Source organism: Planococcus sp. APC 3906, from assembly GCF_030407685.1.
Lineage (GTDB): Bacteria > Bacillota > Bacilli > Bacillales_A > Planococcaceae > Planococcus > Planococcus koreensis.
On sequence record NZ_JASDCW010000001.1, the window covers coordinates 216,037 to 229,174 of the forward strand.

General features: G+C 49.1%; 14 protein-coding genes. 4 read left to right on the forward strand and 10 right to left on the reverse strand.

The genetic code is table 11. The features are described 5' to 3' along the window. Window positions 1-44: 44 nt before the first annotated feature. The 5 genes from QMA09_RS01095 to QMA09_RS01115 all read right to left on the reverse strand — a co-directional run bounded on the left by QMA09_RS01095 (window position 45) and on the right by QMA09_RS01115 (window position 3,443). The gene (locus QMA09_RS01095) at window positions 45-680 is read right to left on the reverse strand and encodes a response regulator transcription factor (RefSeq protein WP_290211700.1); all 636 of its coding nucleotides are present in this window, start codon (window positions 678-680) and stop codon (window positions 45-47) included. Then, window positions 655-1,701: a sensor histidine kinase gene (locus tag QMA09_RS01100; protein WP_135505712.1), complete on the reverse strand. Its 1,047-nt coding sequence runs from the start codon at window positions 1,699-1,701 to the stop codon at window positions 655-657. Before QMA09_RS01100 ends, QMA09_RS01095 begins: the two co-directional genes overlap by 26 nt. Next, on the reverse strand, window positions 1,698-2,390 hold the full coding sequence (gene liaF / locus QMA09_RS01105) for a cell wall-active antibiotics response protein LiaF (protein ID WP_290211701.1): 693 nt from the start codon (window positions 2,388-2,390) through the stop codon (window positions 1,698-1,700). Before liaF ends, QMA09_RS01100 begins: the two co-directional genes overlap by 4 nt. A gap of 63 nt (window positions 2,391-2,453) precedes the next feature. Further along, on the reverse strand, window positions 2,454-3,089 hold the full coding sequence (locus QMA09_RS01110) for a PspA/IM30 family protein (RefSeq protein ID WP_290211702.1): 636 nt from the start codon (window positions 3,087-3,089) through the stop codon (window positions 2,454-2,456). Between the two features lie 12 nt (window positions 3,090-3,101). Beyond that, entirely contained in the window at window positions 3,102-3,443 is a 342-nt protein-coding gene (locus tag QMA09_RS01115; RefSeq protein WP_135505718.1) for a lmo0954 family membrane protein, read from the reverse strand. 173 nt (window positions 3,444-3,616) lie between these two features. Between QMA09_RS01115 and QMA09_RS01120 the strand changes: the two genes are divergently transcribed. The 4 genes from QMA09_RS01120 (at window position 3,617) to trhO (ending at window position 7,461) form a co-directional block, all read left to right on the forward strand. Next, window positions 3,617-4,699 (forward strand): metallophosphoesterase, encoded by a 1,083-nt coding sequence (locus tag QMA09_RS01120; RefSeq protein WP_135505720.1) that lies wholly within the window; start codon window positions 3,617-3,619, stop codon window positions 4,697-4,699. A 12-nt stretch (window positions 4,700-4,711) separates the two neighbouring features. Beyond that, entirely contained in the window at window positions 4,712-5,329 is a 618-nt protein-coding gene (locus QMA09_RS01125; protein ID WP_135505722.1) for a DedA family protein, read from the forward strand. A 90-nt stretch (window positions 5,330-5,419) separates the two neighbouring features. Beyond that, window positions 5,420-6,370 (forward strand): 2-hydroxyacid dehydrogenase, encoded by a 951-nt coding sequence (locus QMA09_RS01130; RefSeq protein WP_290211703.1) that lies wholly within the window; start codon window positions 5,420-5,422, stop codon window positions 6,368-6,370. Between the two features lie 128 nt (window positions 6,371-6,498). After that, window positions 6,499-7,461, forward strand: coding sequence for an oxygen-dependent tRNA uridine(34) hydroxylase TrhO (gene trhO, locus QMA09_RS01135; RefSeq protein WP_183736436.1), 963 nt, complete (start codon window positions 6,499-6,501; stop codon window positions 7,459-7,461). Window positions 7,462-7,504: 43 nt separating this feature from the next. On the opposite strand, the gene QMA09_RS01140 is transcribed toward trhO, so the two are convergent. The 5 genes from QMA09_RS01140 to QMA09_RS01160 all read right to left on the reverse strand — a co-directional run bounded on the left by QMA09_RS01140 (window position 7,505) and on the right by QMA09_RS01160 (window position 12,962). Then, window positions 7,505-9,031: a tripartite tricarboxylate transporter permease gene (locus tag QMA09_RS01140; RefSeq protein ID WP_135500122.1), complete on the reverse strand. Its 1,527-nt coding sequence runs from the start codon at window positions 9,029-9,031 to the stop codon at window positions 7,505-7,507. An 18-nt stretch (window positions 9,032-9,049) separates the two neighbouring features. Then, on the reverse strand, window positions 9,050-9,499 hold the full coding sequence (locus QMA09_RS01145) for a tripartite tricarboxylate transporter TctB family protein (protein WP_135500123.1): 450 nt from the start codon (window positions 9,497-9,499) through the stop codon (window positions 9,050-9,052). A gap of 50 nt (window positions 9,500-9,549) precedes the next feature. Next, window positions 9,550-10,575, reverse strand: a complete 1,026-nt coding sequence (locus QMA09_RS01150; RefSeq protein WP_175580247.1) for a Bug family tripartite tricarboxylate transporter substrate binding protein — start codon at window positions 10,573-10,575, stop codon at window positions 9,550-9,552. 126 nt (window positions 10,576-10,701) lie between these two features. Continuing rightward, on the reverse strand, window positions 10,702-11,379 hold the full coding sequence (locus QMA09_RS01155; RefSeq protein WP_290211704.1) for a response regulator: 678 nt from the start codon (window positions 11,377-11,379) through the stop codon (window positions 10,702-10,704). Further along, window positions 11,376-12,962 (reverse strand): ATP-binding protein, encoded by a 1,587-nt coding sequence (locus QMA09_RS01160; protein WP_135500125.1) that lies wholly within the window; start codon window positions 12,960-12,962, stop codon window positions 11,376-11,378. Before QMA09_RS01160 ends, QMA09_RS01155 begins: the two co-directional genes overlap by 4 nt. Window positions 12,963-13,138 lie beyond the last annotated feature (176 nt).

Genomic DNA, 13,138 nt, shown 5'->3' on the forward strand with positions numbered 1-13,138 from the left:
GGAAGCCCATGCTTCCAGCTTTTTTTTTGTAAAAAAATAACCCCTCATTGTGGAGGGGAAATGAGGCGGTGCTGATACGCATAGATGGCCGCCTGGGTGCGGTCATGGACTTCGAGCTTCGCCAACAGATTGCTGACATGGGTCTTGACTGTTTTCAGCGCGATGAACAACTTATCCGCAATTTCCTGATTGCTGTAGCCCGATGCAATCAGCAGCAAAATCTCCATTTCGCGGTCTGTCAAATCTTCATGAGGAACATGGCTGTGGCGCATCTGCTTCATCATCTTGGTCATCACTTCCGGTTCAAGGACCGGTGTGCCATTCATCGTCGAGCGGATGGATTCCGCGATGCGGGATGCTTTGGACGTTTTCAGAATATAGCTGACCGCACCGGCTTTCAATGCAGGATAAACTTTGTCGTCGTCAGGAAAGCTGGTGACAATCATGATTTTCGCTTCCGGCCATTGGGTGATGATGGCGTCGGTCGCTTCTGCGCCGTTCATGACGGGCATGACCATATCCATCAAAATAACATCCGGCCGCAATTCGAGCGCCATCTTTACAGCTTCTTCACCATTTACTGCCTCGCCGGCGACTTCCATATCCGGCTGCGATTGGAGATAGGCGGAAACGCCGATTCGGACCATCTCATGATCATCGGCTAATAAGATTCGAATCATCGGAAACCTTCCTTTCAATAGGGACTTTCACTTCAATGATTGTGCCCTCAGAAGGCACAGAAACGATTTTGCTGACGGCGCCGATTTCAATGGCCCGTTCTTCGATATGCTTCAAGCCATATGAAGTGGATTTTGATTGGTCGCTTTCAAAGCCGACACCGTTGTCCTGGATGCGCAGAATAGCGAAATTATCCCGTTCGACAAAAAGGATATGGACTTCAGTGGCTTTCGAATGGCGCAGTGTATTCGAAAGCGTTTCCTGGGCGATGCGGAAGAGATGGTCTTCTGCGCCTTTTGGCAAAGGGACTTCTTCCAATTTGGAATCGATGTCGAAATAGACTTTCTCCTTTAGTTCGGCGATCAGTTCAGCCAATCCCTGTCGCAAGGTTTTATTGTGCAGCGCTGCCGGGCGGAGATGGAGCAGCAACGCGCGCATCTCCAATTGTGCCTGCTGAACCATTTTTTCCGTCTGCAATAGTGCGGGAGCAGCCTGTTCACGCTCTGTCATGGAAGACAGGAGCATCGATGCGGCAAATAATTGCTGTGATACCGAATCATGCAATTCGCGCGCCAGCCGCTGGCGTTCCATGATCAGGCGTTCCTGAATCACTTTGTCCTGGGTTTCCGCGCGTTCATTGGAAATGCGCGCTAAGCTTCTGCGCTGAGATTCCAGCAACTTCTGGAGTTTTAAAATAGAAGAAGCCAAATTGGCAGGCAGCGATTTCATATGAGCAGCTTCAATGACAATGTGGTCTTCGTTGCGCAGCAAAGCTTGGAAAATTTCCTCGATATCCTGCACTTTTGCGCGTGACATCGATTCCGACCACCAGGCAATGCCGATTGAGAGTGCAAGTACCAACACGAGCAGCCAAATGCCGAACGGCAGACCGGCAACGAAATCTTCCCACAGCACGGACCAGGCAGTGAAGGTAGGAAGCCCCAGCAGCACTGCCAGGATGCAAAATACGATAAAAGCGAACAAGGCCATGAAGAAAAGGCCGCGCGGCAGGATCTGTCTCATCGGCGGATCACCTCGACATCTCCCATCCACGTAGTGATTGAAATGATCATTTCAACTTTGCCGTCATCAGGATAGCCATCCTCTGCATGAAGCGAACCGTTCCAAATTCGTTCTTTGGCGCCGTTGAAAAAGCGGGCATCGCCAAGAATGGCAGAGTAGTAGACGCGTACCGGAACTTCATAGGGAACGATGATTTTCACTTTGCCGAAGCCTTGGCGAATCGAAATCAACGATGTCCGTTTTGGCAGCACCGTCTGGGTTGCGTCAATAAGCAGATCGCCGGCAATTCCTTGGATGTGTATATCTTTCCATTCATATGCTTCAATCGGTGTTTGCTGGGCTGCGAAAAATTTATTTTGAATCAGCCCTTTGTCAACGCCGCCGATTGGCAGCTGCTGCTCCCACTCCTCACCTTTCCAAAGGCGGATCAGCAAGTAAATGGCCACCGCAAAAACGATCAGCCTTAAACTCCACATCGACAGCACGGCAATGCCGATTAAGATGACGGCGGTCCAAACATAAGCTTTGCGGGACTCTTGCTCTTTGTTCATCGCGTAATACAAGATTCCGAGGCCAAGAAGAACCAAAAATATGCTGCCATTTCCGAAAAAGGCAACTTCTATAAAAATGAGCAATAAAGCGCTCCATAAAATCAGTGCTTTTTTATTGGTGGTCAAGTGGTCCAACATGTTTTTTGCCTCCTTCTTTGCAGCGGAAAAGCGAGAAGAAGGAAACCTTCTTCTCACTCTAGTTTACCCAATTTCTTTTTGCTGTGCGCTGTTTTTTTCAAGTGATTCCAAGCGATGCTCCATCGTTGAGCGTTGGTGCACCTCTTCGGCTTCGCTGCCGAGGCCGCCGATGAATGCGGACATATTATCTGATTCCAAAGTTTCCGCTTCAAAGCCGGAAGCCAGCACTTTGTCCATCTGATAATGCGCGCGAGCAGCATTCTCTTTCCCCATCAATTGCAGCTGACGCAATTTCATGTCTTTTACTTTATGCTGCATTTCTTCGAATCGCTGCTCCAGACGGGTGATTTCCTCAAGATTTTCTGCAAGGCTATGTTCCAATTCGCTGACACGATTCGAATAAGCTGCAACTTCCAGTTCAGCAAACCTTGACAAGTCGCTTTCACCTGAAGCTTGTGCGAGCTCGAGCTGCGCCTTGCGCTTCTCAGCCATCGCGGATGCTTCCGCCAGCTCCTGTTCCAGTTTCACTGTCAGCTGGGCTTGGCGTTCCACCCATTTGCCTGTCATTTCCGTCTGTTTTTGGGCTTCCGCAATAAAGCGGTTCAAAGCAGCCAGTGGATTTTTTTCTTCTTTTTTCGTCATCACCATGTCCATGTCAGTGGCTACAGCGAATTTTAAGCGTTCCCATAAAGTTGTCATGCCGATTCCTCCTTATTTGTTTAGTTTCTGCCATTGGTTTTCAAAGTTTGTGAAAGGGTCTTTTGCGTCTTGAAACGCAACAGGGCGTCCGTTCCAGTTGCGGTAAATCATCCATAGGCCGGCTGCTGCCGCGACGCCAAGCAAAGCAGGGACATTCGAAATGGCTGAAATTGCACCGACGGCACCGACGATGCCCCACCAGATTTTAGCGGCAAGTGAAATGCTTCGCAGGTAATAATGGATCCCTGCATACAGGATCAACGCGGATACTGCAAGCCCGACAATTGCCCCCAGATTCGACAAGACGATGATTCCGGCGATGATGCCGAGTGTGATCATCCAAAACTTATTCATTGTTATTTCCTCCTCTCAATTTGTATCTTCATCTTAACAAGCACACCGTTTTCAGAATACGGACCCTGACTGCATCTTTGACTAGGTCTTGGGGTGTAGTGGTGTTCGGGAAGGTACTTTTTCAAGTAAGTGCTATAATAATTTTTAGACAGCAGGAAAAGAGGAAAAAGTGTATGAAACAGTTCGTCGCCATTGCTGGTGCTTTGAGCATTTATATGGCACTTATCGGTTATTTGGGATGGAATACGTATTTATGGGTTGCTTCATGGATCTCCTTGGAACCGTGGCTGTTTGCTGGCCTATGGGCGATTATTGCTTTCAGTTTCTTTATCGGCCGCATCGGCCATAACTGGTTGGCATTTACCGTCATCGGCTCATATTGGTTTGCCTTTTTGCAATACGCAATCGTGTTGTTTCCTGTCGCGAACTTGGTGAGCGTTTTGGTGGAGTGGCCGCGTGAAGCATTTTATATCGGCAATGCCGTTGCGGTAATAATGCTTGGGATTTTACTGATTGGCTCTTATTTAGCATATAGCCCGGCTGTGCGCGAGCTGGAGATAACGGTTGGCGATGTGCCGGCAGAACCGCTGCATGTCGTCGTAGGCTCGGATTTTCATCTGGGCGTATTGTCAGGGAAACGGCATTTAAAGCGTTTTGTCGACAGGGCAAATGCGTTGAAGCCGGATGCTGTTTTTTTAGCGGGGGATTTGGTCGATGACGATCCGGTATGGTACGCACGCTACGGCATGCAGGAAGAAATGGAGCGATTGACTGCGCTCTTCGGCGTATACGGCGTTCTGGGCAACCATGAATATTACGGCCGTAAAATTCCGCTGCTCGTCAAAGTGATGGAAGATTCCGGAGTCCGGATTTTGCGTGATGAAACTATTTTGGTTGCGGAACGTTTTTATTTAACGGGACGGGAAGACCGAACCAATGGAAAACGCCATCCGCTCAAGACGCTCGAGCCAAAAAAAGACTTTCCATGGATTGTCATGGACCATACGCCATCGGATTTGAAAATGCCGGTGCAGCTGGGAGCGGACTTTCACATTTCCGGCCACACCCATAAAGGGCAGATGTGGCCGAATGGCTGGATCACCAAAAAAGTGTTCGAGTTGGATTATGGCCACCGCTTGATCGAGAAAACCCATTTTCTTGTTTCTTCGGGATTCGGATTCTGGGGGCCGCCGATTCGGATTGGCAGCCGCTCGGAATTATGGTCGGTAAAAATGAAGTTCGGGAAAGAGCAGTAAAGGAGACAGCAAATGGAACAATGGATTATAGACGTCATGTCTGATTACGGTTATTTTGGTATATTTTTTCTTATCATGTTGGAAAATGTGTTTCCGCCAATTCCTTCGGAAGTCATTTTGACAGTGGGGGGCTTTATGACCACCACTACCAATATGACGATTCCCGGAGTGATTTTGGCTTCAACAGCGGGCTCGGTGAGTGGCGCAGTGGTCCTTTATGGACTCGGCCTGCTGCTTGATGTTGAGCGGCTGGAGAAAATCGTCGATAAATACGGGCGCGTCCTGCGCGTCAAACGGGCAGACATTCACCGTGCGGATGCCTGGTTCGACCGCTACGGCATTTGGACCATCTTTTTCGCTCGCCTGATTCCGCTGATCCGCAGCCTCATTTCGATCCCGGCAGGCATGGCGAACACGAAATTCTGGTTGTTTATCACTTTCACGACGCTCGGTACTTTGCTCTGGAACACGGTCCTCGTTTTTATTGGCGAAGCAGTCGGGGAAAACCGTGCAGCTATTATGGAGCAATTCGATATTTATTCCAACGTCGTTTATGTGTTGATCGTTCTCGTGGCATTAGCGGCAGTATGGTTCTACGTGAAAAAAATCCGCAGCCGGCCAATGGACTGAACAAAATAGATTTTCCAAAAACTGCCGGCAATTGCCAGCAGTTTTTTAAATTGATATAATTGTTTGATAATAAAGAGACGGAGGGTCCCAATGAAACCTATCATTTTTATCACACAGAAATTACCGGATGAAGCAGTCTCGGGCTTGCATGAGTCTTACGAAGTGCGCATGTGGCACGATGAGAAAGCGCCGGCGCCGCGGGAAGAAATCATGAAACAGGCTGGGGAAGCACATGCTTTATGGACGATGCTGTCCGATAAGGTGGACCGCGAATTGCTCGAAGCCGCACCGAATTTGAAAATCGTTTCGAATCTAGCTGTTGGCTATAACAATATCGATATCCACGCAGCCCATGAACGAGGCGTCATGGTAACGAATACGCCCGATGTCCTGACGGAAAGTACAGCGGATCTGACATTCGCATTATTGCTGGCGACAGCTCGCCGCATTATCGAAGCGGAGCAATCCGTGCGTTCAGGCGACTGGAAATCATGGTCGCCAATGGGAATGGCGGGGCGCAACGTCGGAGGCGCGACACTTGGCATCGTTGGCATGGGCCGCATCGGTGAAGCGGTTGCTCGGCGCGCGCAGGGCTTTGGCATGAACGTGCTGTATCATAACCGGACACGGCGCAGCTTTGAAGACGTCAAATACGCGAAGCTTGATGATTTGCTGCAGCAATCGGATTATGTCGTCATTTTGACGCCGCTGACGCAGGAAACGCAAGGCATGATCGGGGAACGTGAATTGTCTCTGATGAAAGAAACCGCTTGCCTCATCAATGTTGCGAGAGGCGGAATTGTTGATGAAAAAGCCTTATACGAAGCACTAAAGGCGAAGAAAATCTGGGCCGCAGGCCTAGATGTCTTTGAAACGGAGCCAGTGCCGCTTGACCATCCACTGCTGTCATTGCCGAACTTGACGGTGCTGCCGCATATCGGGAGCGCTACCGTCCAGACGCGATTGGCGATGATGGAAATGAATGCACAAGCAATTGCTGCATGCCTTGAAGGCAAATCGGTGGAAAACCGTGTCTGTTAGAATTTGGTGAAGCTGTTTTCAATTATGAGAAAGTTGAAGTTTGCCGGAATTTATTATAAAATAGTCTAGGTTTTTAACGCCATTCCGGTGACGAGAACAAATTGAAAAGAGTAGGGTGGTAATGATTCATGCAAAATCATACACACAATGTTCTACTGTACTATAAGTACGTAGAAATCGAAGATCCAACAGCATTTGCTGCAGAGCATTTGGCTGCCTGCAAGGAAATCGGCTTGAAAGGCCGCATTCTTGTGTCACACGAAGGCATCAACGGTACGTGCTCGGGCACGATCGAACAAACAGACGCTTATATGGAATTGATGAAACAAGACGGGCGCTTTGCGGATATGCCATTCAAAATTGACGCAACTGACCGCCATGCTTTCAGAAAAATGCATGTTCGTGCGAAAAAAGAGATTGTCCATCTGGGCTTGGAAGATGATATCAACCCGAACGAATTGACCGGGAAATACCTGGAGCCTGCTGAATTCTACAAGCAGATGCAGGAAGAAGACACAATCGTTCTGGATGCACGCAATGACTACGAATTCGATCTTGGCCATTTCCGCGGTGCGGTGCGGCCGGATATTGAAAACTTCCGCGATTTGCCTGAATGGGTCCGCGACAATAAAGAAATCTTCGAAGGCAAGAAAATTTTGACGTATTGCACAGGCGGAATCCGCTGTGAAAAATTCTCTGGCTGGCTGAAAAAAGAAGGCTTTGAAGATGTATCGCAATTGCACGGCGGGATTGCTACTTACGGCAAAGACCCTGAAGTGCAAGGCGAACTATGGGACGGGCAGCTTTACGTGTTTGATGAGCGCATCGCAGTACCCGTCAACCAAAAAGAACATGTCATCGTCGGCAAAGACCATTTTACAGGCGAACCTTGTGAACGCTATGTAAACTGCGCCAACCCTGAATGCAACGCGAAAATCCTTGCTTCAGAAGAAAATGAACACAAGTATATGCGGTCATGTTCGGATGAATGCCGTGAACATCCGCGCAACCGCTATGCGTTCGAGCATGGCTTGGATGGAGCACAAGTCCAGGAGCGCCTTGACGCATTGAAAACAACAACTGAAGTGTAAGAAGCAGAAAAAAAGCCGTCCCTAGGGGCGGCTTTTTTCTGTTTCAATCTTCTTCATTGACAATAATGGCGCGGCCTTTGAATTTCAATAGCAAAGGGACGAGCAACCAAGCAGCAGCGACGATCAAGAGCACAAGCGAAATCGGTTTGGTGGCAAAAATCGAGAAGTCACCGTTCGAAATCGTCAATGCGCGGCGCATATTGTTTTCGATCATCGGTCCAAGCACCAATGCAAGAACCAATGGAGCGACCGGGAAATCATTGCGCACAAGCAGATAGCCGAGCACACCGCAAGCAAGCAATAAATACAAATCGAATGTCGTGTATTGCACGGCGTATACGCCGAAGAACGAAATGGCGATGATAATCGGCAGCAAGTATTTCTTCGGTGTTTGAATAATCTTGGCAAATACTTTTACCAATGGCATATTCAGCACCAGCAGCATCAAGTTCCCGACGAACATGCTGGCGATCAATCCCCAAGCGACTTCAGGATGGTCATCAAAAAGCAGTGGGCCTGGCTGGATGTTGTACATGATCAATGCGCCCATAAGGATGGCGGTTGTGCCTGATCCAGGAATCCCAAGTGTCAGCAACGGGATCAACGCGCCGCCGGAAGCAGCATTATTAGCCGATTCCGGGCCCGCTACACCGGCAATTGCGCCAGTGCCGAACTTTTCAGGCGTTTTGCTGAATTTCTTTTCTGTGATGTAAGAGAAGAATGAAGCCAATGTAGCGCCGGCGCCAGGCAAAACACCGATGAAGAAGCCCAGGAACGAACCGCGCAATATGGGTACGGTGCTGTCTTTTAAATCTTGTTTGGTCGGCAAAATGCGGCCGATTTTAGCGATAGCGCCTTCTTCCTGATCGCGTTCAAGGACTGTCTTGAATACTTCCCCTAACGCGAACAAGCCGACAGCGATGGTCAAAAATTCAAGTCCTGAATACAAAATCGGCAAATCGTAAGTGAAGCGCGCAATGCCGGAAACAGCATCGATGCCGATGGTTCCGAGCATAAGGCCGAAGACCGTCATCATCAGTGCCTTGGTCATTGATTTTCCGGCAAGTCCGCTGACTGCGGCAAGTCCGAGGAGCATCAACGAGAAGTATTCGGCTGGACCGAATTCCAATGCGATGTTCGATAATGGTTTTGCCAACAGCACAAGGCCGATCAGTGAGATGATGCCTGCGGCGAACGAACCGATGGCAGCGATGGACAATGCTGCACCAGCGCGTCCTTGCCGTGCCATTTGGTAGCCGTCGAGCGTAGTGACGACTGATGAGGATTCTCCAGGAGTGTTCAGCAGGATGGAGGTTGTTGAACCGCCATACATCGCTCCGTAGTATACGCCTGCCAATAGGATGATGGAACTGGCGGCGGCAGCTTCAGGAGGGAGGCCAGCAGTCAAGGTAGCTGTAACAGGAATCAGCAGCGCAACACCGCTCATCGGGCCGATGCCCGGAAGCACCCCGACCGCTGTTCCGATCAACACGCCGACAAATGCAAAGAGGATATTTTGCCATTGAAAAGCGACACCGAATCCATCCATAAGAAATTGTAATGTACTCATAATTCTCCGCCTCTCAAGTTAGAATACTGGAAACCCTGGCAACGAACCGCCTAGGAATTCAGCGAATAAATAATAGACTCCGAAAGAAAAAACGCTGGCGATGACAAGGGTTTGAATCCATTTGCCCCGCTCCATCGTCTGAAATGCAATTACCAGGAACAGGAAAGTCGTAATGACATAACCGAGGGGCTCAAGCAGTGCTGCATAAAGTACGGCACTGACAAACAGCACGATAAACTTGCCGTATTGGACTTTTTCCATTTCTCCCTGGTTCACCTGGTAGCGGAAAGTTTCATAAATCAACCGTGCACTCAATAAAATTAACAGGATGCCAAGGCCGATCGGGAAGATATCCGGTCCCACTTCTGAGCCATATGAGCTTTCGGATATTTTCCGGCTTTCCAGCACGAACAGCAGCCCAATCAGCAAGAAGGTGATGCCTGCAAAGCGGTCGAACGTTTTACTCATTGCTTTCTACTCCTTTCAAAATCAAGAAAGCGGCCGAAGCCGCTCCTTCATTATTTTTGCATGTCAAGCGCTGTTAATAATTCAACAATCACTTGTTCTTGTGTTTTCAAGTATTCTTCAAAACCAGCGGCATCTTTGTATTCAGACTGCCAGCCGTTCTGTTCCAATTCTTTTGTCCATTCTTCTGACTCAGACATTTCTTTCAGTTTTCCAGACCAATAATCGACTGCACCATCTGACATGTTCTTAGGTCCGAAAATTCCGCGCCAGATCGTGAATTCTGCATCGATTCCAGCGTCTTTAAAAGTAGGGACATCGCTCAATTCGCCTTCAAGCGCTTCAGGAGAGCTGACTGCAAGAACTTTCACGTCGCCTGAACGAACGTATTCAGCGATCGTCGAAGCATCTGTTGCAATGACGTCTGCGTTATTGCCCAGCAATGATGCCACTGCTTCACCGCCGCCGTCATACGATACGTATTTTACTGACTTTGGATCGATGCCATACTCGAACGCAGGCAGGATGCCGACTAGATGATCCATTGAACCGGGAGCTGACCCGCCGGCCAAAGTGATGGAAGTTGGATCCGCTTTAATGGCTTCCAGCAATTCTTCGAGCGTATTGAATTCCGAATCGGCTTTCACAACGATTGCACCGTAATCACGCGTCAATTGCGCCAGTGGAGTTGTATCTTTATAGCCGTATGGGCTATTGCCTTCAGCTTTATTGTTGTTGATCAAAATTGGCGGAGATTTCACCATCAGCATATAATCGTTGTCAACTTCTTTTGTGGCATATTCCGCCATGAATACTGCACCGCCGCCGCCTGGTTTGTTTTCAACCGTGATCGGCTCTTCGATCAATTTTGTATTGTTCATGGTTTTAGCAATGGACCGCGCTGTCAAATCCCATCCGCCGCCAGCTCCTGAAGGGGCGACAATTGCCATTCCGCGTTCTGGATAATTCGCTGATTCTTTCGCGCCTTGTGTTTCCCCTCCGGAAGAACAGGCTGCCAAACTTAAAGCCAAGACACCGGCCAATGAAACAGAAATCATTTTTTTCAACACATTAATCATCCCCTTTGAAATAGTAAAAGACAGCGCTTTCATGCGCTGTCTTTAATTTATCAGAACTTTTATTCAATTGATCGTTTATGGAAATAAGAGGGATATTGTTCAATTAATCAATTTTGTTCATAAAGTTCACGGCTGCGAAAAATAGCGGCGCTCTGGCCGGCCGATTGTGCCGTAAAGCAATTCTGCCGCCGCCAAACGTTCAGAAACCAAGTGTTCCAGGTAACGGCGGGCAGTAGAGCGGCTCATGCCGCACGCGGAGCCCATTTCTTCCGCAGTCATTCCCAGTTCAGCAAGTGCCAAACGTTCTTTGATGCGGGCCATGGTATTCGGATCGATGCCTTTCGGTGTGGCAAAAGGTTCGCTTAAGGCAGTACGGTTCGAATTCCATAATTTTTGGATCGACTCCTCATCCAGCGAGCCGCTTTTTTCCAACGACCGTCTTTTTTCCTTATAAGCAACCAGGCTTTCTTCAAACCGGGCGAAAGTAAGCGGTTTGAGGATGTAATCGGCGACACCGGCTCGGAACGCTTTTTTCACGATGTCCGTTTCAGAAGCCGCTGTGATGAAAATGATATCCGAATCGGGGCTTTCCTGTTGGATGAACGGCAATAATTCCGTGCCTTTCATGTCAGGCAAATGGACATCCAGCAAAACCAGCTGAGGCTGGAGCGCCTGGATCCAATCTTTTGCTTCCGCGCCGTTATGGGCAGAGCCGACAACTTGAAAACCGTCCATTTTTTCGATAAAGCGCCTGTGGATGTCAGCAATGCGTTTATCGTCTTCAACGATTAGAATCTCAATCATGCTAGTTCCTCCGATTTTATTGAAATGATAAATAGTGAACCGCCCAAATCGCCGGTTTCGATAGCGATTTCTCCGTGCAGGTCACGGACGCTTTCGTACACTTTGACCATGCCATAACCGCGGTCGCCGCCTTGTTTAGTGGAGACGCGTTCTTTGAAAAGAAGAGGCATCAATTCGGGATCCAGCCCAGGCCCGGAATCTTCCACTTCCATCAAAATCTCGCTGCCGTTATCCACAAGCAGAAGACGCACGGTACGTTCGTTTTCCGGCAAATGCTCGACCGCTTCAAATGCGTTGACGATCAAATTGCCGAGTATCGACACAAATAAACTTTTTTCAAGGTGGGGAGGCAATTGTTTCATATTGCTTTCTTCATCAAGCAGCAGCTTCACTTTCAGTTCCCGCGCGCGATTGAACAGACCGATGACCAAGCCGCCCAAAAATGGATCTTGGAGCCGCTGCGTCACGAACTGGACGAGCGATTGCTGTTCTTCTGTTTCGTGGTGGATCAGCTGCATCGCTTCTTCGAGCGAGTTGAGCTGGATCAAACCCGATATCGTGTAAAGGAAATTCTGGTGCTCATGGGTCTGGGCACGCAGCGCTTCAGCGTATTGCGTGACTTGCGACAGTTCGCTGCGCAGGCCTTCAATATCCGATTGCAGCCGGAAACTGGAAACGGCCCCGACGATTTCATCATCAAAACTGATCGGGATGCGGTTAACGATGGTTTTTTTGCCGCGAATCGTCATCGGGCGGTCAAATTGGGATTCGCCGGTCTCGAGCACTTGGGGAAGCATCGTGTTCGGCAAAATGTCTTCGATGGGGATTCCCAGCAGGCTCAAGTCTTCGGGCAGCGCAAGCATCTCGTGCGCTGAAGCATTGGCCATCGTAATTTCCCCGGATTTATTCACCATGATGATCCCTTCACGGACCGATTCAATTACCGCGTTCCGTTCATTGTACAGGTTTGCGATTTCAGCAGGCTCAAGGCCGAATAAGGTTTTCTTGATGCTGCGTGCGAGCAGCATGGAACCGAACGCGCCGATAACAGCTGCAGCCAAGACGATGCTGCTGATGGAATCTAAATACGCGTGGAATGTGCCGGCCATATCCGTTTTTAAGAAACCGACTGAAATGACGCCAATGATGCTGCCATTTTGGTCAAAGATAGGGGCTTTTCCGCGCAATGCGGGGCCGAGGGAACCAGTCGCTTCAGAAATATAAGCAACGCCGTCCCGCAGCGCTTTTTCATTGTCATCGCCGACCATCTTCTGGCCAAGCCTGCCAACAACGGGATGGGAATAGCGGATGCTTTCCGTGTTGCCGACCACAACATACTCAGCGCCGGTTTGGGCACGGATTTTCTCAGCGATCGGCTGAATCTCCGCCGCAGGGTCGCTCGCGCTGAACCCTTCGATGATATCGGGACGCTCAGCGGAAGTGACAGCAATATCCAAAGCCCGCTGGCCGACCTGCTCTTCAATGGCGCCGGATATGGTGACGTAAAAAAGCCAGCCCGCCAGTACCATGATGGCGGAAATGAATAAAGCGCCGTATAAGAATATTCTTTTTTGAAGAGACATGATGCGCCACTCATTTCTTTGAAAGATGAAATAAAATTCTGAATTTGCAAGAACGGAAAAGAAATGGCACAAAAGTGTCTACTTTTGTGCCATTTCCTCCTCTTCCTCTGAGCAGTCAAAACAAAAGAGCTCACCGTCTATGTAGACGCCGTTCAAAAAGCCGTCAAGGCAAAAGA